Here is a 20,938-nt window from a genome sequence, read left to right on the forward strand (position 1 = left end):
GGATTGTCAGTGGCATACCTCACGATGGACACATACGGCCACAGAGCCGTCACACAGACGACAGGAGGTTCGTCATGGCCACCTACCACGCAGCCGCCGCCCGTCGGCGACGCGCCACCGGCCCTGCCCCCTCACTGACCGGCCCGCCGAGCGACGTGCACCCCGTGCTCCGCCGGGCCACGGCCCCGCCCGCCGCCCTCGACCTGCTCGCCCAGGCCCGTGCCGGACTGGACGAGGCAGCCCTGCTGGAAACGCCGAACGAGCGGTACGCCACGGCCCACCTCGCCGCCCTGCGCACCGCCGCCGCCGTGCTCGCCGCCCGCGGGCGCCCGGAGCCCAGCGCGAGGCGCCGGGCCAAGATCCGGAGCGCCTGGGAAGTGCTGCCCGAGATAGCACCCGAACTCGCCGAGTGGAGCGCGCTGTTCGCCGCCGGTGCCCGCCGCCGCGCCCGCGCCGAGGCCGGCATCCAGGGCGCGGCGACCATCCGCGACGCCGACGACCTGCTGCGCGACGTGGCGATGTTCCTCCGCCTCGTCGAGCGCATGCTGGTGCTCCAGCCGGTCCTGCCACAGCCACGGCAGGAGCGCGACCGGGAGCCCTACCAGGAGCCCGATCGCGGGGCACAGGACGTGCCGGACGTGCCGGACGTGCCGGACGTGCCGGACGTGCCGGACGCGGGATGAACGGCGTCCGGGACGGCGGCCGAGGCGCCGTCAGGGGCCTCCGGAGACCGTCCCTGTGGGCCTGTGCGGGCCTGTGCGGGCGTGCGGGCCCGTACGGGCCTGTGGGCCGGTGTGCGGCCCCGTGGCCGGTCGGGAGCACGGAGGGCCGCAGGGGCGGTGTCGGGGCGCCGGAGACCGCCCAGGTCGTCCGCCGCGGGCCGCCGTCCGGCGTGGCGCGGCTGCCCTCCGTGGCGCTCGCCGCCGGGCAGGTCGGTGCCGGGTGGGTCCGCAGGTCCCGCCGATTCGTCCGGCGGTTCGTCCGCCGGTTCGCCCGCCGTTTCGCCGCCGGTTCGCCCGCCAGGCGGGGCCGGAGACGGACCGCGTCCGGCGCGCGAGACGGAGGGCCGGTGACGGGGCGCGAGGCAATAAGGTTGGGACGCCTGCATCTCCCCGGCGCCGGACAGGGCGGGGGAGGTATCCCCATCGCCCCATCGCTCCGCCGTACGCAAGGGCGGCGGCCGTGCCGAGGAGTCAACTGCCGTGTCGGACCCGATGCGCCCGCCCGTCTCCCACCCCCGCCCTCAGCCGACATCGCTGCGCTCCGACCCCTCCCGCCCCCGCGCCTCTCTCCGTACCGCCGTGGTCTGGGACGTTGTGAAGGACGCCCTCGACCGCCGGGTCAAGGCAGCGGGCCGGGAGTCGCTGGACGTCCTCGACACGGGAGGCGGCAGCGGCAACTTCGCGGTGCCCGTCGCCCGCCTGGGCCACCGCGTCACCGTCGTCGACCCCAGCCCGAACGCGCTGTTCGCGCTGGAGCGCCGGGCCGCCGAGGCCGGCGTCGCCGACCGCGTCCAGGGAGTCCAGGGCGACGCCCACGGCCTCTTCGACGTCGTCGAGCGCGGCGGCTACGACGCGGTGCTCTGCCACGGCGTACTGGAGTACGTGGACGACCCCGCCGACGGTCTCCGCAACGCGGTCGGGGCACTGCGTCCCGAAGGCGTGCTCAGCCTGCTCGCCGCCGGGCTCGGTGGCGCGGTGCTCGCGCGCGCCCTCGCCGGGCACTTCACGGAGGCCCGGCACGCCCTCGGTGACCCGGACGGCCGCTGGGGCGAGGGTGATCCTGTGCCGCGGCGCTTCACGGCCGATCAGCTCACCGGTCTGGTCGAGGGCGCGGGCCTGCGCGTCGGTGCCGTGCACGGGGTACGGGTCTTCGCGGACCTGGTGCCCGGCGTCCTCGTGGACACCGAACCCGGGGCCCTGGACGCCCTGCTCAAGCTGGAGGCCGCAGCGGCCGAACTCGCCGCCTTCCACTCCGTGGCGACGCAGCTTCACGTGCTCGGTGAGACCCAGGAGTCCGCCGAGGCCTGAGCGGCCTTCCGTAAGAGCGGAGTAAGGACGCGCCGCTGATCAGGGGCGCGACGGCAGATGGAGTACGCCACAGGCCCCCCGATCGGGCGCTCGGAGCCGTATGATCGAGGGAGACCGTCCGGCATGACGGGCCGGTCGCTGGGGAATCTACGCCTCAGTGGATCGGAACGCCATGGCGGGTTCCGGTTGGCGAATTGGCGCAGAGGGGCGGGTTTCACGGGGGCGATTCCCTGCCTATCCTGAAGGGGACCCCCGGTCGCCCCGGCGACTGCACGATGAGGAGGACGCCGTGCCGCTCTCGGAGCACGAGCAGCGAATGCTCGAGCAGATGGAGCGAGCGCTGTACGCCGAAGATCCCAAGTTCGCGACAGCGCTTGAGGGAAGCGGGCTGCGTACGTACACCCGGCGACGGGTCTACCAGGCGGTCGCCGGCTTCCTCGTAGGTATCGCGCTCCTCATGGCCGGAATGGTCGCACAGCAGATCTGGGTCAGCGTGGTGGGTTTTCTCGTCATGCTGGGCTGCGCGGTGCTCGCCGTAACCGGTTGGCGCAAGGCCCCCAAGCCGGGTGAACAGCCCGCCGCGGGTGCGCCGGGCGCTCCGCAGGCCCGTAGTCAGGGCCGGCAGCGGCGCTCCATGATGGATCGCATCGAACAGCGCTGGCAGAAGCGCCGTGACGAAGGCGGCCAGTAGCCTCCGGGCCCGGGCCGACAGACGCACACACGTAAGGGGTGACCACCTTGGGGTGGCCGCCCCTTCAGCGTGCCCGGCCGCGGATTGGGACAGGCCCTGCCCCGGCCCCCCGCCGCCCTCGGCCTGCTCGCTGAGACGGGGATCGAGGCGGACTGAGCCGTAGCCAGAGCCTTGTCCCGCCGACGCGGCAGCAAAGAAAAGAGCACGCGAAACGGAAGCCGCGCGGCGAACGCGAAGGGGAGCCCACCCGACCCGGGTAGGCCCCCCTTTCCGGCTCCGAGCCGGACGGTCTCAGCCGCTGCTCTGCCCCGACGGGCGTCCCGACGGGCGGCGCACGGCCGCCGTCCAGCGGGCCATGGCCCGGGACTTCAGCGCGATCCAGCTGTCGGACGCCGCCCACGCCACCCGTACGGCCGAGCGCGGTGCGAGCAGTGCGCGCAGGCGCGTACCGCGGTCGACCGTGGCGTGCAGGCTCGCGGTCATCCGGCGTACGTCATCGGCGAGACCCGGGGTCGGCCGAGGACGCGGCGCGTACAGGACCTGCTCCACCGCGTCGGCGACCCGGTGGACGGAGGCAGCGGCCTCCGCTTCGAGATGCCCGATGCGGACGATCCGGGCCGCCGCCTTGCGGGGCGTCTGGGAGTCGTCCGGCGCGATACCGAAGTCCCACGCCGTGTCGGTCACCTCCTGCCAGGCCGCCAGGGTGGCGGCCGCGGCGTCCGCCTCGGTGCGCCCGTGCGAGCCGAGCCGCACGGACCGGGCCCGCATCCGCCACAGCATCGGCAGCAGCGGCACCGCGAGCAGGGCGAGCCCGGCCAGGGTGAACCCGAGGATCGCGAACCACGGCGGTCCGTCGTCCGTGGCTCCGAACGCCGCCTGCGGCGACTCGCTGCCGCAGGGCTGCTCCAGCTTCTTCTCCGCCGCCGTGCAGCTCTCGCTGCTCGACGGTTCGGCGGACGGCGCCGAGGACGAGGAGCGCGAGGGAAGGTCCGGGTTGGGGAGCGCGTTGCCCGGGGTGTCCGTGCGGGTGTACTCCGGGACCGTGCCCCGGTTCGGGGTCGGCTCGAAGCGGGTCCAGCCCACACCCTCGAAGTACAGCTCGGGCCAGGCGTGCGCGTCCCGCAGGCCCACCGAGTTCGTGCCGTCGGCCTGCGGCGAACCAGGCGTGAAGCCCACCGCGACGCGGGCCGGGATGCCCAGGGTGCGGGCCATCGAGGCCATCGCGAAGGAGAAGTGGACGCAGAAGCCCTCCTTGTCCCTCAGGAAGCGCGCTATGGCCTGCGAGCCACTGCCGACCTGCACCTCCGTGTCGTAGGTGAAGCCGCCGTTCAGGGCGAACCAGTCCTGGAGCTTCACCGCGCGCTCGTAGTTGTTGGCCGAGCCGACCGTGACCGCGCGTGCCGTCTCCGCCACTATCGGCGGCAGCGACCCGGGGACCTTGGTGAACTCGCGCTTCAGCGCCGCGGGCGCCTCCGGCGCGTCGGCGAGCTGCTCCGCGGTCGGCTGCACGATCAGGCTCTTGACCGTGTACTCCAGGCCGCGCGTGGTCTGCCCGTGGTCGCCGACGAGCGTGCGGCCCACGGGCTCGTACCGCCACTTGCCGCCGATCCCCACCGCGCTGGCGGGGTAGGGCATGGGCAGCCAGTCCTGTGCGTACCAGTCCGCCGCGGAGATCCTGGTCTGGATCTCGGTGCGCCGGACGTCGTCGCTGAGGCCCGGCGGTGTCGGGAACGACCCGGGGACGTCGTCGACATGGCGCTTGGCCGGCTTCCACGCCGTGCCGTCGAACTCGTCGAGCGAGACGATCCGCAGATAGAGATCCTGCGTCTCCTCGGAGTTGGTGCGGTACGACATGACCTCGCGGTCCTCGTCCACGTTCAGGCTGTCGCGGAGCGAGACCAGCGGGTTCACCGCGGAGATCGTGCCGCCACCGCCGGAGCCCGTGCCGACACCGGTCCCGGTGCCGTCCAGCAGACCGCCGTCGAGCGCGGGCAGGGCGAGCGGCACCACCAGCGCGATGCCGAGTGCCACGGCGCCGATGCGCCGCCCTGTGCGGATCGGCGCGACCGCGCCCGCCGAGGCGTCCGTCCCCGGAGTCCGGGGTCCGCCGCCGAAGACGCGGCCCCACTGCGAGAGCCGGTCACGTCCCTCGGCCAGCAGCAGCACCAGATAGCCGGCCGCCGCCAGCACGAACCACAGCCAGCTCGCGCCACCGCCCTCCGAGAGACCCGCGGCGACCGAGTACAGCGCGAGCAGCGGCAGTCCGGCCGGGGCCGCGCTGCGGAACGTCACCGCGAGGGCGTCCACCGCGAGCCCGATCACCACGACCCCGCCGACCAGCATCAGCCGGATACCGGGAGACAGCGGAGCCGGGATCGAGTACCGCCCGACATCGTCCCCGCCGGCCTGCAGCAGCTCCCCGAGGTGCCGGAACGCCTCCGGGCCGGGCACGAGCCCGACGATGGCCTGCTCGCGGGCGAAGAACAGTGTCAGCAGTGTCAGCGTCACGAGCGCCTGAACCGCGATCGTCACAGCCCGCGCCAGGGGCACCCGCCGGGTCGCCGCGCCCACCGCGGTCTGCACCCCGAGCAGGAACGCCGCCTGAAGGATCCAGGTCGCCGGATCGACCAGCGGCAGCAGCGCGCCGGCCGCCATCAGTGTCGCCGCCACGGCGCACAGCGCTAGTCGCGCGCGCCCGCTCATGAGCCACCGCCCCCTGCCGTACTTCCCGTCGACGCGACCCCGTTGCGCTGTTGGTCCGCCTCCCGCCACAGGTCGGCCAGGCCGATGCCCGGCGGCACGGCCAGGGCGGTCCAGCCCGCCTCGCGCAGCATCCGTAGCCGCTCCTCGCTCTGTTCGTCGGCCGCGCCGTGCACCCACGTCTCGCTGTCCAGCAGGAAGGCCACGGCTCCGCCGCTGCGCTGACGCATCTTGGCGAGCACGGTCGCCTGCTCCTCGTCCAGGTCGCCGAGGAAGGCCACCAGCAGCCCCTCGTTGCCACCGCGCAGCACGTCGTACGCCCGTGACAGGCCCGTACCGTCGGAGTGGTCGACCACCGCGAGGGTGTCCATCATCAGTCCGGCGGCGTCCGCGGACTCCTGGCTGGCTCCGGCGAATCCGTCGGCGCTCTCGCCGGGCACCGAGGTGCCGGTGTCGGTCAACAGCCGTACCGAAAAGCCCCGTTCGAGCATGTGCACCAGCGTCGACGCCGTGCCCGACACCGCCCATTCGAAGGCAGAGTCCGGGCCCGCGCCGTCGTAGGCGATGCCCCGGGTGTCGAGGAGCACCGTGCAGCGGGACCGCTGCGGCTGCTCCTCGCGGCGCACCATCAACTCGCCGTAGCGCGCGGTCAGACGCCAGTGGACCCGGCGCAGATCGTCGCCGTAGCGATAGCCGCGGGGTATCACGTCGTCCTCGCCGGCCAGGGCCAGCGAGCGCTGCCGCCCGTCGCCGTACCCCTTCGCCTCGCCCGTCAGCCGCACCGGCGGCAGCGCCTCCACGCGCGGGATGACGGTCAGGGTGTCGTACGTCGAGAAGGAGCGGGTCAGTTCGCACATCCCGAACGGGTCGCTGAGCCGCAGCTGCAGGGGACCCAGTGGATAGCGGCCGCGCAGGTCCGAGCGCACTCGGTAGGACACCTCGCGACGGCCGCCCGCCTCGACCCGGTCCAGTACGAACCGGGGCCGCGGCCCCAGCACGTACGGAACCCGGTCCTGGAGCATCAGCAGGCCGGTGGGCAGCCGGGAGACGTTGTCCATCCGCAGATGGACCCGTGCCTCGGACCCCGAGGGCACCCGCCCGGGGGACAGGCGCCGGCTGCCGGCGACCCGGTAGCGCGTGCGGTACAGCACGGTCGCGCAGACCAGTGGCAGCACGGCGAGCAGCAGCCCCACCCGGAGCAGATCGCTCTGCCCCAGGACGTACGCGCAGATCGCGGCCGCGATGCCGGCGGCCAGGAAGGACCGCCCGCGCGTGGTGAGACCGGCGAGTGCCGTACGCAGCCCGCCCTTGTCGTCCTCGGCCTGCGCCGGCATCCCCCCGGTGGTCATCACAGCCTCCGGGGCGGCTGCGAGCCGAAGGCGGACGAGCCCCGGCCCATCGCCAGACCGCCCGGCGACTGGGGCGCCGCGGGCACGGGCGTGCGCTGGAGGATCTCCAGGACGACCTGCTCGGCCGTACGACGGTTCAACTGCGCCTGGGCGGTGGGCAGCAGCCGGTGTGCCAGGACGGCCACCGCGAGGGCCTGGATGTCGTCCGGCAGCGCGTACTCCCGGCCGCTGAGGGCAGCGGACGCCTTGGCCGCGCGCAGCAGGTGCAGCGTGGCACGCGGCGAGGCGCCGAGTCTCAGGTCCGGGTGGTTGCGGGTGGCGGCGACCAGGTCCACGGCGTACCGCCGCACCGGGTCGGCGACGTGGACGTTGCGGACCGCGTCGATGAGCTTGACGATCTCGTGCGCGTGCGCCACCGGCTGGAGGTCGTCCAGGGGGGACGCACCGCCGTGGATGTCCAGCATCTGCAGCTCGGCCTCCGCGCTGGGATAGCCGATGGAGACCCGGGCCATGAAACGGTCGCGCTGCGCCTCCGGCAGCGGGTAGGTGCCCTCCATCTCGACCGGGTTCTGTGTGGCCACCACCATGAACGGGCTGGGCAGCTCGTAGGTCGTGCCGTCGATCGTGACCTGGCGCTCCTCCATGGACTCCAGGAGCGCCGACTGTGTCTTGGGCGACGCGCGGTTGATCTCGTCACCGATCACGATCTGCGCGAAGATCGCACCCGGTTTGAACTCGAAGTCCCTGCGCTGCTGATCCCAGATGGACACACCTGTGATGTCCGAGGGCAGCAGGTCGGGCGTGAACTGAATACGTCGCACTGAGCAGTCGATGGACCGCGCCAGTGCCTTGGCCAGCATGGTCTTGCCGACGCCGGGGACATCCTCGATCAGAAGATGCCCCTCGGCGAGCAGTACGGTCAGCGAAAGCCGTACGACCTCAGGCTTGCCCTCGATCACTTCCTCCACCGAACTGCGGACTCTCTCCACAGTGGCGGTCAGATCTGTAAGGCTCGCTCGATCGTCATAGGTCGTCACCCGGCCCTCCTCGGCCCGTTCTTTCCCGGGCCGACGCTCTGCGATGCGGACCGGCCCACCCCGAAACACGGACACCACGCGCGAGTGGTCCCGCGTGACGCCACACCCGCATTCTTGTTGCCGTTACCTGTTCGTGTCACTCGCCTGTGGATAACTGGCCGCGATATGTCACGGCCTGGGGTCTTTGAGAGGGTCCAACTCGCGTCAGGTGGGGTCTATCTCACGCAGCAGGCCCGTCTTCACATCGAACACGAAACCACGTACGTCGTCCGTGTGCAGAAGGAATGGAGAGGTGCGCACCCGCTGCATGGACTGCCGCACGTCCTGTTCGACGTCCCGGAAGGCCTCCACGGCCCACGCCGGGCGCTGGCCGACCTCCATCTCCAGGTCGTGCCGGAAGTCCTCGGTGAGGGACTCCAGGCCGCAGCCGGTGTGGTGGATCAGTACGACACTGCGGGTGCCGAGCGCGCGCTGGCTGATGGTGAGGGAGCGGATCACGTCGTCGGTGACCACGCCGCCCGCGTTGCGGACGGTGTGGCAGTCGCCGAGCTCCAGGCCCAGCGCGTCGTGCAGGTCGAGGCGGGCGTCCATGCATGCCACGACCGCGACACGCAGCACGGGACGGGCGTCCATGCCGGGGTCGGTGAACGCGGCGGCGTACCGCTCGTTCGCCTCTACGAGGCGGTCGGTGACGGTGCCGCCGTTGGCTATGGCGTCTCCGGGCTCTGTGGGAACGGATGCGGAAGTCGTCATATCTATAACGGTAGTGGTCACACGCTGTCCGGGCCTGCTGTGAGAGGGGACAAAGAACATCAATGAGCGTTGTTGTGAGGTAACCCACAAGGGTGGATCGACTACGCCCGTACGGGTGGAAAAACCCGGTTTGGCGCTTCATCCGGGCCGAGAGTCGCGACGCGCAGGCCGGTTCGTTGACCGCGGGAGACCGTGGACTAAAGTGACGCGAAGTCGGGAGGCGGACACCCTCCCTGCTGGACTGCTGTCCCCCGGAGGACCGGTGACGAGCCGGGACCTCCCCACGTGCGCGGCGCGTACGTACGGCTCGGCCTCCTCCCGCTCCCGGTCGGCTGACGCTTCCGGCGCCGGCAGGCCTCCCCTTCACGGAGCGGGCGGGGACCCGGCGGTGCGTGCGCGCCGTGCCGGACCTGAGAGGGCCCCCTTGACCCAGAGCCGACATGTCCCGGTGATGCTCCAGCGATGCCTGGACATGTTGGCACCCGCGCTGGAGCGGCCGGGAGCGGTCGTCGTCGACTGCACGCTCGGCCTCGGCGGCCACAGCGAGGCCCTGCTCGCCCGCTTCCCCGAGGCCCGCCTCGTCGCCCTCGACCGCGACAAGGAGGCGCTGCGCCTCTCCGGGGACCGGCTCGCCCCCTTCGGCGACCGGGCCACCCTGGTTCACGCGGTCTACGACGAACTCCCCGACGTGCTCGACCGACTGGACCTCCCGCGCGTCCAGGGCGTCCTCTTCGACCTCGGCGTCTCCTCCATGCAGCTCGACGAGGCCGAACGCGGCTTCGCGTACGCCCAGGACGCCCCGCTCGACATGCGCATGGACCAGACGACAGGCATCAGCGCGGCCGAGGTCCTCAACACCTACCCGCCCGGTGAACTCGTCCGGATCCTGCGGGCGTACGGCGAGGAGAAGCAGGCCAAGCGGATCGTGTCCGCGGTCGTGCGCGAACGCGACAAGGATCCCTTCAGCAACAGCGCGCGGCTCGTCGAGCTGATCCGCGACTCCCTGCCGCAGGCCGCCAAGCGCACCGGCGGCAACCCCGCCAAGCGAACCTTCCAGGCGCTGCGCATCGAGGTCAACGGCGAACTCACCGTCCTGGAGAGGGCGATCCCCGCTGCCGTGAAGTCACTCGCCGTCGGCGGCCGGATCGCCGTGCTGTCCTACCACTCCCTGGAGGACCGGCTGGTCAAGCAGGTGTTCGCGGCGGGAGCCGCCAACACCGCGCCGCCCGGCCTGCCGGTCGTCCCCGAGCGCTACCAGCCCCGGCTCAAGCTTCTGACGCGCGGTGCCGAACTCCCCACCGAGGAAGAGGTCGCGGAGAACCGGCGTGCCGCCCCCGCGCGGCTGCGCGGGGCGCAGCGCGTCAGGGAGGACACCGAGTGACGGGAGGGTGCGTGAGTTGGACAACCGAACTCACCGGACGCGTGGGTCGCAGGCCCGGACCCACCAGCCGAGAACGCCGGCTCAGCGGGAGGGCGAGTGAGTAACAGACCCGAACTGAGAGGGCGGGCGGCCCGGCTCGCGCGACTCTTCCCGACAGGCCCCGGACAGGCCGCCCGTACGCCGTTCGTGCTCCTGGTCGTGATGCTGCTCGGCGGCGGCCTGATCGGACTCCTGGTCCTGAACTCCGCGCTCAGCGAAGGGTCGTTCCAGCTCGACGACCTCCAGCGGGACACCAAGAGCCTCACCGACGAGGAGCAGGCGCTCCAGCGGGACGTGGACGCCTACTCGGCTCCCGACGCCCTCCAGCGCCGCGCCCAAGAGCTGGGCATGGTGCCCGGCGGCGACCCGGCCTTCCTCAACCCCGACGGCAGCGTCCGCGGTGTTCCCAGCGCGGCCGCCGAGCAGTCGTCCGTGTCGGTCCCCGTGATCCGCCCGCCCGAGGTGCTCCTCCCCGCGCCGTCCCCGACGCCCACCGGGAGCCAGGGACCCGCCGGGCCCCCGACGCCCGCCGAGACCCCGGCGCCCACCACGTCCGCCGTGCCCACCGCGGCGCCCGAGCCGCTCGCGGAGACGGGCACCGAGCCGTCCCCCCAGCCCACGCAGCCCGCTACGAATCCCGGCAGGTGACGGAAGTGTCCGACAGGGAACCCCCGCGCCGTCGGGTGCCCTCGCCCGCCCGGCCCGTACGGCCCGGCAGCCAGCGGCGGCCGGGGCCGGGCGCACGCCCCGCCCGCCGCCCGGCTCCCTCCCGGGGCCAGGGCTCGCGCGTCATCCGGCTCGGCAGTCCTCGCCCGCGGCTGCGCCTGGTCAGCCTCGCCCTGGCCCTCGTACTGATCGCCTTCGTCGTCCGGCTCCTCCAGGTGCAGGCCGTCGACGCGAGCGAGTACACCGCCAAGGCCGAGAAGAACCGGTACCTCAGCCGGACCCTGGCCGCCGAGCGCGGCGGGATCACCGACCGTAACGGCGTCGACCTGGCGATCAGCGTGGACGCCAACGACATCACCGCCGACCCCACGCTGTTCACGCGGAAGGCGACGAAGACCGGCGACGCCCCCGAGCGGGCCGCCGCCCTGCTCGGTCCGATCCTCGACAAGGACCCCGACGAACTCGCCGCGAAGCTCCGGACCAAGAACACCCGGTACGTCGTGCTCGCCCGGCGCCAGACCCCCCAGGTCTGGACGCAGATCAAGGACCTGAAGAGCACGCTCGCCGACAAGGCGGGCGAGGACGGGTCGGAGGTGAACGTCCTGGCGGGCGTCCTCCAGGAGCCCAGCAGCAAGCGGGTCTATCCGAACGGCGAGCTCGGCGCCGGGATACTGGGCTGGGTCAACGCCGACGGCAAGGGCGGCGGCGGCATCGAGCAGCAGCTGAACAAGGAGCTGTCGGGCAAGGACGGCGAGATCCGCTACGCCCAGTCCGGCGGCCGGCAGGTGCCGACCGCGGGCTCCACCGAGAAGCCCGCCGTGGCCGGTTCCGAGGTCGAGTTGACCATCGACCGCGACATCCAGTGGGCCGCCCAGAACGCCATCGCCGAGCAGGTGAAGGAGTCCAAGGCGGACCGCGGGTACGTGATAGTGCAGGACAACAGGACCGGCGAGATCCTCGCGATGGCCAACTCGCCCGGCTTCGACCCGAACGACCTCTCCAAGGCCGACGGGAACGCCCTGCACAACTGGGGCCTCGAAGACGCCTACGAGCCCGGCTCGACCGCCAAGGTCATGTCGATGGCCGCCGTCCTGGAGGAGAACGCCGCCACGTCCGCGACGCACGTGACCGTGCCCAACCGGCTGCACCGCGGCGACCGGCTCTTCCGCGACGACATCGACCACCCGACCTGGTACCTGACGCTCAACGGCGTCCTCGCCAAGTCCAGCAACATCGGCACCATCCTGGCGACCGGCCAGCTGGGCAAGACACAGCAGGAGGCCAACCAGGTCCTCTACTCATATCTGCGCAAGTTCGGGATCGGCGACTACACAGGTCTCGGCTTCCCCGGCGAGACGAGGGGCATCCTCGCGCCCGCCGGCCAGTGGTCGACCTCCCAGCAGTACACGATTCCTTTCGGCCAGGGCGTGTCGATCAACGCGATGCAGGCGGCCTCCGTCTACTCGACGATCGCCAACGGCGGCGTACGGATCGAACCGACGCTGGTCCGCGGCACGAAGGGGCCCGACGGTCGCTTCACCCCGGCCGCCAAGCCCAAGGAGACACGGGTCGTCAGCGAGAAGACGGCGAAGACCCTGGCACAGATGCTGGAGTCCGTCGTGGACGACCGGGAGGGTACGGGCACCAAGGCGCGTATCCCCGGCTACCGCGTCGCGGGCAAGACCGGCACGGCCAACCGTGTGGATCCGGCCACCGGCCGCTACCACGGCTATACCTCTTCCTTCGCCGGATTCGCGCCCGCGGACAACTCCAGGGTGACCGTCTACTGCGCCATCCAGAACGCCACCGAGGGCAGCTACTTCGGCGGTCAGATCTGCGGGCCCGTCTACAAGGAGGTCCTGGAGTTCGCGCTGAAGACCCTTCAGGTACCGCCCACGGGGGCCCGGACCGCCAGACTTCCCGTCACTTTCACCCCCTGACCAGACCCGACCAGCCCGGGCCGGGCCTTCATCGGCACCGACCGGAACGCCATGCTCCAGCACCCCGGATCACCGACCAGGAACAGCTCGTGACAACGATCACTCCCGACCCCGGGAACCACGGCACGCCGCACACTCCGCCACGCCCCTCGCTTCGCTCCGGCGGGGGTGTGCCCGGTACGCTCACCGCCGTGCCACACGCTGATCAGTCCCAAACCACCCAGAAGGGCGTTCCTGTGACATATCCGGGGCCGCCGCGACCGGTTCAGAATTCCGCCACACCCCTCGCGGAGCTCGTGGCAGTGGTCGCCGATCAGATGGCGGCTCCGGCGCCGCAGGGCGCGCAGGGCGCCGTCGAGGTCACGGGCATCACCCATGACTCGCGCGCCGTGCGCCCCGGCGACCTGTACGCCGCGCTGCCCGGCGCCCGGATGCACGGCGCCGACTTCGTGACGCAGGCGGCGGGCCTCGGCGCCGCCGCCGTGCTGACCGACCCGACCGGGGCCGAGCGCGCGACGGCCACCGGTCTGCCGGTCCTCGTCGTCGGCGACCCGCGCCGGACGATGGGCGAACTGGCCGCCTCGATCTACGGCCACCCGGGTCCCGACCTGCTCCAGATCGGCATCACCGGCACGTCCGGCAAGACCACCACCGCGTACCTCGTCGAGGGCGGCCTGAAGACGGTCCGCAGCACCGGCCTCATCGGCACCGTGGAGATGCGCATCGGCGACGAGCGCATCAAGTCGGAGCGCACGACCCCCGAAGCGACCGATCTCCAGGCGCTGTTCGCCGTCATGCGCGAGCGCGGCGTCGACGCGGTCGCCATGGAGGTCTCCAGCCACGCGCTGGTCCTCGGCCGGGTCGACGGCTGCATCTTCGACATCGCGGTCTTCACCAACCTCAGCCCGGAGCACATGGAGTTCCACTCCGACATGGAGGACTACTTCCGGGCCAAGGCACAGCTGTTCACGCCGGAGCGCAGCAGGCTCGGCGTGGTCAACCTCGACGACGAGTACGGACGCAAGCTCGTCAAGGAGGCCACCGTTCCCGTGGTGACGTTCTCCGCGGAGGGCCACCCGGACGCCGACTGGCGGGCCGAGGAGGTCCAGGTCGGCCCGATGGACTCGGTCTTCGTCGCGGTCGGCCCCAAGGGCGAGCGCGTCAACGCCAAGTCGCCGCTCGCGGGCCCCTTCAACGTCGCCAACACGCTCGCCGCGATCGTCTCCCTCGCCGTCGCCGGGCTCGACCCGCAGACCGCCGCGGACGGCATCGCCGCCGTACCGGGCGTGCCGGGCCGGCTGGAGCGCGTGGACGCCGGACAGCCGTACCTCGCGGTGGTCGACTACGCGCACAAGACCGACGCCGTGGAGTCCGTGCTGCGGGCCCTGCGCAAGGTCACCGAGGGCCGACTGCACATCGTCCTCGGCTGTGGCGGGGACCGGGACAAGACCAAGCGGATGCCCATGGGCGCCGCCGCGGCCCGGCTCGCCGACACCGCCGTACTGACATCGGACAACCCCCGCTCCGAGGACCCCCTCGCGATCCTCGCCACGATGCTCGCGGGCGCCGCCGAGGTGCCCGCGTACGAGCGCGGAGAGGTCCAGGTCTTCGAGGACCGGGCCGCCGCGATCGTCGCGGCCGTCGCCCGCGCACAGCCGGGCGACACGGTGCTGGTCGCGGGCAAGGGCCATGAGCAGGGCCAGGACATCGCCGGAGTGGTCCGTCCCTTCGACGACCGCCAGGTGCTTCGCGAAGCTATCCAGAAGACCCAGGGATGAACTTGTGATCGCCCTCTCTCTCGCCGAGATCGCCTCAGTCGTCGGCGGGCAGACACACGACATACCGGATCCGTCGGTCCAGGTCACCGGACGGGTCGTCAGGGACTCCCGTGAGGTGGAGCCAGGCAGCCTCTTCGTCGCCTTCGTGGGCGAGCGCGTGGACGGCCACGACTTCGCGGCGAGCGTCGTCGAGGCGGGCGCGGCGGCCGTGCTGGCGTCACGGCCCGTCGGCGTGCCCGCGATCGTCGTGGACGACGTCCAGACGGCCCTGGGCGCCCTCGCACGCCATGTCGTCGAACGGCTCGGCGCGACCCTCGTGGCCCTCACCGGCTCCGCGGGCAAGACCAGCACGAAGGACCTGATCGCCCAGGTGCTTCAGCGCAAGGCGCCGACGGTCTACACGCCGGGCTCGCTCAACAACGAGATCGGGCTGCCGCTCACCGCCCTCAGCGCCACCGAGGAGACCCGGTTCCTGGTCCTGGAGATGGGGGCCCGCGGTATCGGCCACATCCGGTACCTCACGGGTCTGACGCCCCCGAAGGTCGGCCTCGTCCTGAACGTCGGCACCGCTCACATCGGCGAGTTCGGCGGTCGCGAGCAAATCGCCCAGGCAAAGGGCGAGTTGGTGGAGGGCCTGCCCCCGGCAGAGGCGGGCGGCGTCGCGATCCTGAACGCCGACGACCCCCTCGTGCGAGCCATGGCCTCGCGGACGAAAGCACGCGTGATCCTCTTCGGAGAGTCCGGCGAAGCGGACGTACGGGCCGAGAACGTGACGCTCACGGAGAGCGGACAGCCCTCGTTCAGCCTTCACACACCCTCCGGGTGCAGCGACGTGACCATGCGCCTGTACGGTGAGCATCACGTGTCGAACGCGCTCGCCGCGGCCGCCGTCGCCCATGAGCTGGGCATGTCCGCAGACGAGATCGCCACCGCGCTCTCCGAGGCGGGCACCCTCTCCCGCTGGCGGATGGAGGTCACCGAGCGCCCGGACGGCGTGACGGTCGTCAACGACGCCTACAACGCGAACCCCGAGTCCATGCGAGCCGCCCTGCGCGCGCTCGCGGCCATGGGCAAGGGGCGGCGGACCTGGGCGGTGCTCGGTCAGATGGCCGAGCTCGGGGACGAGGCGCTCGCCGAGCACGACGCGGTCGGACGGCTCGCCGTCCGGCTCAATGTCGGCAAGCTCGTCGCGGTCGGGGGCAGGGAAGCGTCCTGGCTGCAACTGGGCGCATATAACGAGGGTTCGTGGGGTGAGGAGTCGGTGCACGTGTCCGACACACAGGCGGCGATCGACCTGTTGCGCAGTCAACTGCGCCCGGGAGACGTCGTACTCGTGAAGGCGTCACGGTCGGTCGGCCTGGAGCGGGTGGCTCAGGCGCTGGTCGAGGGCACCGAGGGTGAGGTTGCCGTCCGATGAACCAGATCCTCTTCGCAGGAGTCATCGGCCTCTTCCTGACTCTCGTGGGCACCCCGTTGCTGATCAAGCTGCTGGCCCGCAAGGGCTACGGGCAGTACATCCGCGACGACGGCCCGCGCGAGCACCACGCCAAGCGCGGTACGCCGACCATGGGCGGTATCGCCTTCATCCTGGCCACGCTCCTGGCGTACTTCCTCAGCAAGGTGATCACCGGCAAGCCGCCGACGTTCTCCGGAGTGCTGGTGCTCGGCCTGATGACGGGCATGGGCCTGGTCGGCTTCCTCGACGACTACATCAAGATCGTCAAGCGACGTTCGCTCGGTCTGCGGGCCAAGGCGAAGCTGGCCGGCCAACTGATCGTCGGCATCACCTTCGCGGTGCTCTCGCTGCAGTTCGCGGACAACCTCAACAACACCCCCGCCTCCACCCGGCTCTCCTTCGTGCAGGACTTCGGCTGGTCCATCGGACCGGTGCTGTTCGTGGTCTGGGCGCTGTTCATGATCCTCGCGATGTCGAACGGCGTGAACCTCACGGACGGCCTCGACGGACTCGCCACCGGCGCCTCCGTGATGGTCTTCGGCGCCTATACGTTCATCGGCGTCTGGCAGTTCCAGGAGTCCTGTGCCAACGCGCAGACCCTCATGTACCCGGCCGCCTGCTACGAAGTACGGGATCCGCTCGACCTCGCCGTCGTCGCCTCGGCCCTGATGGGCGCCTGCTTCGGCTTCCTGTGGTGGAACACCTCGCCCGCCAAGATCTTCATGGGTGACACCGGTTCGCTGGCCCTCGGCGGCGCGCTCGCCGGCCTCGCGATCTGCTCCCGCACGGAGCTCCTCGTCGCGCTCCTCGGCGGCCTCTTCGTCCTGATCACCATGTCCGTCGTCATCCAGGTCGGCTCGTTCCGCCTCACCGGCAAGCGCGTCTTCCGAATGGCACCGCTCCAGCACCACTTCGAACTCAAGGGGTGGTCCGAAGTCCTTGTGGTGGTCCGCTTCTGGATCATCCAGGGCATGTGCGTGATCGTCGGACTCGGCCTCTTCTACGCGGGATGGGCAGCCCAGAAGTGACCACTGCGCCCGACTGGCAGAGCATGAACATCACCGTCGCCGGTCTCGGCGTGAGCGGCATCAGCGCCGCCCGCGCCCTGGCCGGCCTCGGCGCGTCGGTCACGGTCGTCGACGGGGGCTCCTCGGAGGCCCACCGGGAGAAGGCCGCCTCCCTTGAGGGGGAAGGCATTTCGGTACGTCTCGCGGACGCCGAGACGCTTCCCGAGGGCACCGACCTCGTGGTCACCTCGCCGGGCTGGAAGCCGGGCAGCCCCCTCTTCCGGGCAGCCGCCGAGGCGGGCGTGGACGTCGTCGGCGACGTGGAGATCGCCTGGCGCCTGCGGGGCCCCGACGCCGCCCCCTGGCTGGCCGTCACGGGCACCAACGGCAAGACCACCACGACGCGGATGCTCGCCTCGATCCTGGCCGCCGCGGGCCTTCGTACGGCCGCCGTGGGCAACATCGGCACCCCGATCGTCGACGTGGTCCAGGAAGGCGACGACGCCTACGACGTACTGGCCGTCGAGCTGTCCAGCTACCAGCTCCACTGGGCACCCTCGCTGCGCGCCCACTCCGCCGCCGTCCTGAACCTCGCCCCGGACCACCTCGACTGGCACGGCTCCATGGAGGCGTACGCCGCCGACAAGGGGCGTGTCTACGAGGGCAATCGGGTCGCCTGCGTCTACAACATGGCCGACAAGGCCACCGAGGACCTGGTGCGCGGGGCGGACGTCGAGGAGGGCTGCCGGGCGGTCGGCTTCACGCTCGGCACCCCGGGCCCGTCCCAACTCGGCGTCGTGGAGGGCATCCTGGTCGACCGCGCCTTCGTCGAGGACCGGCACAAGCAGGCCCAGGAACTCGCCGAGGTCGCGGACGTCGACCCGCCCGCCCCGCACAACATCGCCAACGCCCTTGCGGCGGCGGCCCTGGCCCGCGCCTTCGGGGTGCCCGCCGCGGCCGTACGGGACGGCCTACGGGCCTTCAGGCCCGACGCCCACCGCATCCAGCACGTGGCCGACGTGGACCGGGTCGCCTACATCGACGACTCCAAGGCCACCAACACACATGCGGCGGAAGCCTCTTTGGCGGCGTACGAGTCGATCGTGTGGATCGCCGGCGGGCTCGCCAAGGGCGCGACCTTCGACGAGCTGGTCGCCAAGTCGGCAAAGCGACTGCGGGGCGTCGTCCTGTTCGGCGCCGACCGGGCCCTCATCCGTGAAGCGCTCGCGCGACACGCGCCGGAAGTACCCGTGGTCGACCTCGACCGGACCGACACTGGTGCGATGCTCGCGGCGGTTCGCGAGGCCGCACGGCTCTCGGAGCCGGGAGACACTGTCCTGCTGGCGCCTGCCTGTGCGTCCATGGACATGTTCACCAACTACAACGAGCGCGGCGACGCTTTCGCGGAGGCGGTTCGCGAACTCGGCGCCGTCGACGGCTGACCCGGGTCCGCCTCGCCCGGCGGCGCCGGGCACACCTGGGAGGGACGCGTGACACGGATCCGGCTGGGGCCTCGTCGGTTGCTTTCCGCCGGTGGCACGGCACTGTGCCGTGCCGTCCCGCCCTCGGGGCCCGAACGGCCCGAGGGGATCCCCGGCGGGACGCCCTCCCACGGCTTGGCAGGTGCCGCCGATGTCCAGTAGCCGTACCGGGCGTCCTCCCGTCCAGCGCGCCCCCCGCCGGCCCGCCGGCCCACGCCCCCCTCGGGACAACCCCGTAGGACGCCTCCACACGCGCGTACGGCGTGCCTGGGACCGGCCGCTGACCGCCTACTACCTGATCCTCGGCGGCAGCCTGCTGATCACCGTGCTCGGACTGGTGATGGTGTACTCCGCCTCGCAGATCACCGCGCTCCAGCTGTCGCTGCCCGGGTCGTACTTCTTCCGCAAGCAGTTCTTCGCCGCCGTGCTCGGCGGCCTGCTGCTGTTCGCCGCCTCACGGATGCCGTCCAGGCTGCACCGGGCGCTGGCCTACCCGATACTGCTCGGCTCGGTCTTCCTGATGATCCTCGTCCAGGTGCCGGGGATAGGAGTCGCGGTCAACGGCAACCAGAACTGGATCTCGGTCGGCGGCCCCTTCCAGCTCCAGCCCAGCGAGTTCGGCAAGCTCGCCCTCGTCCTGTGGGGCGCCGACCTGCTCGCCCGCAAGCAGGACAAGCGGCTGCTGGCGCAGTGGAAGCACATGCTGGTGCCGCTCGTTCCGGTGGCCTTCATGCTGCTCGGGTTGATCATGCTCGGCGGAGACATGGGCACGGCGATCATCCTCACCGCGATCCTGTTCGGACTGCTGTGGCTCGCGGGGGCGCCCACGCGGCTCTTCGGGGGCGTCCTCGCCGTCGCCCTGACCATCGGCTTCCTTCTCATCAGGACCAGCCCGAACCGCATGGCCCGCCTCTCCTGCCTGGGAGCCACCGAACCCCAGTCGGGCCCCGTCGACTGCTGGCAGGCCGTGCACGGCATCTACGCCCTCGCCAACGGCGGGCTCTTCGGCTCCGGCCTCGGCGCCAGTGTGGAGAAATGGGGGCAACTGCCCGAAGCCCACACCGACTTCATCTTCGCCATCACCGGGGAGGAACTGGGCCTCGCGGGGACGCTGTCGGTGCTCGCCCTCTTCGCGGCCCTAGGCTATGCGGGTATCCGCGTGGCCGGACGCACGGAGGACCCCTTCGTGAGGTATGCCGCGGGAGGCGTGACCACCTGGATCACGGCCCAGGCCGTGATCAACATCGGTGCGGTGCTCGGCCTGCTGCCGATCGCCGGCGTCCCTCTCCCGCTGTTCTCCTACGGGGGATCCGCCCTGCTTCCGACCATGTTCGCCATCGGGCTCCTCATCGCCTTCGCACGTGAGGATCCCGCCGCGCGGGCGGCACTCGCGATGCGGCAACCCCGCTTTGGCAGAAAGCGGGCTGCGGTGAGAGGCTCCGCAGGGGCCGCGGGGCCTCGGAGATGGAACACGATGCGACGGCGCGCCGCGGCGCGTTCGTCCGGAGAGCGGTGAATTTCGGTGCATGTCGTACTCGCCGGTGGGGGGACCGCCGGCCACATCGAGCCCGCGCTCGCCCTCGCGGACGCCCTGCGCAGGCAGGACCCGACCGTGGGTATCACGGCCCTGGGCACGGAGCGCGGACTCGAGACCCGACTCGTACCAGAGCGAGGCTATGAACTCGCGCTGATCCCCGCGGTGCCGCTGCCGCGCAAGCCCACCCCCGAGCTGATCACCGTCCCCGGACGGCTGCGTGGCACGATCAAGGCGGCCGAGCAGATCCTCGAACGCACCAAGGCCGACGCGGTCGTCGGCTTCGGGGGCTATGTCGCCCTGCCCGCCTACCTCGCGGCCAAGCGCCTCGGCGTGCCGATCGTGATCCACGAGGCCAACGCCCGCCCCGGCCTCGCCAACAAGATCGGTTCGCGGTACGCCGCCCGGGTCGCCGTCTCCACGCCGGACAGCAAGCTGCGCGACGCCCGCTACATCGGCATCCCGCTGCGCCGCTCGATCGCCACGCTCGACCGGGCCGCCGTACGCCCGCAGGCGCGCGCCGCGTTCGGGCTCGACCCCGCCCTGCCGACCCTGCTGGTCTCCGGCGGCTCGCAGGGCGCCCGCCGCCTCAACGAGGTGGTCCAGCAGGCCGCCCCGTACCTCCAGCAGGCCGGTATCCAGATCCTGCACGCGGTCGGCCCGAAGAACGAACTGCCGCAGGTCCACCAGATGCCGGGGATGCCCCCGTACATCCCGGTACCGTACGTGGACCGGATGGACCTCGCGTACGCGGCGGCCGACATGATGCTCTGCCGTGCGGGCGCGATGACCGTCGCCGAACTCTCCGCCGTCGGGCTCCCCGCCGTCTACGTCCCGCTGCCCATCGGCAACGGCGAACAGCGGCTCAACGCCCAGCCGGTGGTCAAGGCCGGCGGCGGACTGCTGATCGACGACGCGGAACTGACACCGCAGTGGGTGCAGAGCAACGTCCTGCCCGTGCTCGCCGATCCGCACCGGCTGTTCGAGATGTCCCGCGCCGCCTCCGAGTTCGGCCGCCGGGACGCCGACGACCTGCTCGTCGGGATGGTGTACGAGGCGATCGCGTCACGCCGTTAGCGCGTGGCAGAAGGCAGGG

Annotated in this window: 16 protein-coding genes; 12 read left to right on the top strand and 4 right to left on the bottom strand. The window is 71.7% G+C overall.

The features are described 5' to 3' along the window. Positions 1 to 74 precede the first annotated feature (74 nt). The 3 genes from ACH4YP_RS30870 (at position 75) to ACH4YP_RS30880 (ending at position 2,721) form a co-directional block, all read left to right on the top strand. Positions 75 to 683: an SAV_6107 family HEPN domain-containing protein gene (locus tag ACH4YP_RS30870; RefSeq protein WP_398493900.1), complete on the top strand. Its 609-nt coding sequence runs from the start codon at positions 75 to 77 to the stop codon at positions 681 to 683. A gap of 519 nt (positions 684 to 1,202) precedes the next feature. Further along, positions 1,203 to 2,030, top strand: coding sequence for a class I SAM-dependent methyltransferase (locus ACH4YP_RS30875; RefSeq protein ID WP_398493902.1), 828 nt, complete (start codon positions 1,203 to 1,205; stop codon positions 2,028 to 2,030). A 289-nt stretch (positions 2,031 to 2,319) separates the two neighbouring features. Beyond that, entirely contained in the window at positions 2,320 to 2,721 is a 402-nt protein-coding gene (locus ACH4YP_RS30880; protein WP_361058079.1) for a DUF3040 domain-containing protein, read from the top strand. 291 nt (positions 2,722 to 3,012) lie between these two features. On the opposite strand, the gene ACH4YP_RS30885 is transcribed toward ACH4YP_RS30880, so the two are convergent. The 4 genes from ACH4YP_RS30885 to ACH4YP_RS30900 form a co-directional block, all read right to left on the bottom strand. Further along, the gene (locus tag ACH4YP_RS30885) at positions 3,013 to 5,424 is read right to left on the bottom strand and encodes a DUF3488 and DUF4129 domain-containing transglutaminase family protein (protein ID WP_398493904.1); all 2,412 of its coding nucleotides are present in this window, start codon (positions 5,422 to 5,424) and stop codon (positions 3,013 to 3,015) included. Beyond that, on the bottom strand, positions 5,421 to 6,770 hold the full coding sequence (locus ACH4YP_RS30890) for a DUF58 domain-containing protein (RefSeq protein ID WP_361058083.1): 1,350 nt from the start codon (positions 6,768 to 6,770) through the stop codon (positions 5,421 to 5,423). Before ACH4YP_RS30890 ends, ACH4YP_RS30885 begins: the two co-directional genes overlap by 4 nt. Beyond that, the gene (locus tag ACH4YP_RS30895; RefSeq protein ID WP_361058085.1) at positions 6,770 to 7,807 is read right to left on the bottom strand and encodes a MoxR family ATPase; all 1,038 of its coding nucleotides are present in this window, start codon (positions 7,805 to 7,807) and stop codon (positions 6,770 to 6,772) included. Before ACH4YP_RS30895 ends, ACH4YP_RS30890 begins: the two co-directional genes overlap by 1 nt. A 204-nt stretch (positions 7,808 to 8,011) precedes the next feature. Further along, complete coding sequence (locus ACH4YP_RS30900) at positions 8,012 to 8,560, bottom strand: beta-class carbonic anhydrase (protein WP_398493906.1); 549 nt, start codon at positions 8,558 to 8,560, stop codon at positions 8,012 to 8,014. A 424-nt stretch (positions 8,561 to 8,984) separates the two neighbouring features. Between ACH4YP_RS30900 and rsmH the strand changes: the two genes are divergently transcribed. The 9 genes from rsmH to murG all read left to right on the top strand — a co-directional run bounded on the left by rsmH (position 8,985) and on the right by murG (position 20,919). Continuing rightward, on the top strand, positions 8,985 to 9,941 hold the full coding sequence (gene rsmH, locus ACH4YP_RS30905; RefSeq protein WP_398493908.1) for a 16S rRNA (cytosine(1402)-N(4))-methyltransferase RsmH: 957 nt from the start codon (positions 8,985 to 8,987) through the stop codon (positions 9,939 to 9,941). Positions 9,942 to 10,037: 96 nt separating this feature from the next. Then, the gene (locus ACH4YP_RS30910) at positions 10,038 to 10,628 is read left to right on the top strand and encodes a hypothetical protein (RefSeq protein ID WP_398493910.1); all 591 of its coding nucleotides are present in this window, start codon (positions 10,038 to 10,040) and stop codon (positions 10,626 to 10,628) included. Between the two features lie 5 nt (positions 10,629 to 10,633). Further along, positions 10,634 to 12,586: a penicillin-binding transpeptidase domain-containing protein gene (locus ACH4YP_RS30915; protein ID WP_398493912.1), complete on the top strand. Its 1,953-nt coding sequence runs from the start codon at positions 10,634 to 10,636 to the stop codon at positions 12,584 to 12,586. A gap of 89 nt (positions 12,587 to 12,675) precedes the next feature. Further along, positions 12,676 to 14,364: a UDP-N-acetylmuramoyl-L-alanyl-D-glutamate--2,6-diaminopimelate ligase gene (locus tag ACH4YP_RS30920; RefSeq protein ID WP_361058094.1), complete on the top strand. Its 1,689-nt coding sequence runs from the start codon at positions 12,676 to 12,678 to the stop codon at positions 14,362 to 14,364. 4 nt (positions 14,365 to 14,368) lie between these two features. Then, positions 14,369 to 15,781, top strand: coding sequence for a UDP-N-acetylmuramoyl-tripeptide--D-alanyl-D-alanine ligase (murF, locus tag ACH4YP_RS30925; protein ID WP_361058096.1), 1,413 nt, complete (start codon positions 14,369 to 14,371; stop codon positions 15,779 to 15,781). Then, positions 15,778 to 16,848, top strand: coding sequence for a phospho-N-acetylmuramoyl-pentapeptide-transferase (mraY, locus tag ACH4YP_RS30930; RefSeq protein WP_361058098.1), 1,071 nt, complete (start codon positions 15,778 to 15,780; stop codon positions 16,846 to 16,848). Before murF ends, mraY begins: the two co-directional genes overlap by 4 nt. After that, entirely contained in the window at positions 16,830 to 18,269 is a 1,440-nt protein-coding gene (gene murD, locus ACH4YP_RS30935; RefSeq protein WP_361058100.1) for a UDP-N-acetylmuramoyl-L-alanine--D-glutamate ligase, read from the top strand. Before mraY ends, murD begins: the two co-directional genes overlap by 19 nt. A 190-nt stretch (positions 18,270 to 18,459) precedes the next feature. Beyond that, positions 18,460 to 19,824, top strand: a complete 1,365-nt coding sequence (gene ftsW, locus ACH4YP_RS30940) for a putative lipid II flippase FtsW (protein ID WP_361058102.1) — start codon at positions 18,460 to 18,462, stop codon at positions 19,822 to 19,824. A gap of 6 nt (positions 19,825 to 19,830) precedes the next feature. Further along, positions 19,831 to 20,919, top strand: a complete 1,089-nt coding sequence (murG, locus tag ACH4YP_RS30945) for an undecaprenyldiphospho-muramoylpentapeptide beta-N-acetylglucosaminyltransferase (RefSeq protein WP_266740692.1) — start codon at positions 19,831 to 19,833, stop codon at positions 20,917 to 20,919. Positions 20,920 to 20,938 lie beyond the last annotated feature (19 nt).

The organism is Streptomyces sp. NPDC020747 (assembly GCF_044334695.1).
In the GTDB taxonomy this organism is placed as follows: domain Bacteria; phylum Actinomycetota; class Actinomycetes; order Streptomycetales; family Streptomycetaceae; genus Streptomyces.

Excerpts from the sequence above, each read along its gene's own strand:
- ACH4YP_RS30870 (WP_398493900.1), top strand. The coding sequence starts at position 75 with ATGGCCACCTACCACGCAGCCGCCGCCCGTCGGCGACGCGCCACCGGC.
- ACH4YP_RS30885 (WP_398493904.1), bottom strand. The coding sequence starts at position 5,424 with ATGAGCGGGCGCGCGCGACTAGCGCTGTGCGCCGTGGCGGCGACACTG.
- ACH4YP_RS30890 (WP_361058083.1), bottom strand. The coding sequence starts at position 6,770 with ATGACCACCGGGGGGATGCCGGCGCAGGCCGAGGACGACAAGGGCGGG.
- ACH4YP_RS30900 (WP_398493906.1), bottom strand. The coding sequence starts at position 8,560 with ATGACGACTTCCGCATCCGTTCCCACAGAGCCCGGAGACGCCATAGCC.
- mraY (WP_361058098.1), top strand. The coding sequence starts at position 15,778 with ATGAACCAGATCCTCTTCGCAGGAGTCATCGGCCTCTTCCTGACTCTC.
- murD (WP_361058100.1), top strand. The coding sequence starts at position 16,830 with ATGGGCAGCCCAGAAGTGACCACTGCGCCCGACTGGCAGAGCATGAAC.
- ftsW (WP_361058102.1), top strand. The coding sequence starts at position 18,460 with ATGTCCAGTAGCCGTACCGGGCGTCCTCCCGTCCAGCGCGCCCCCCGC.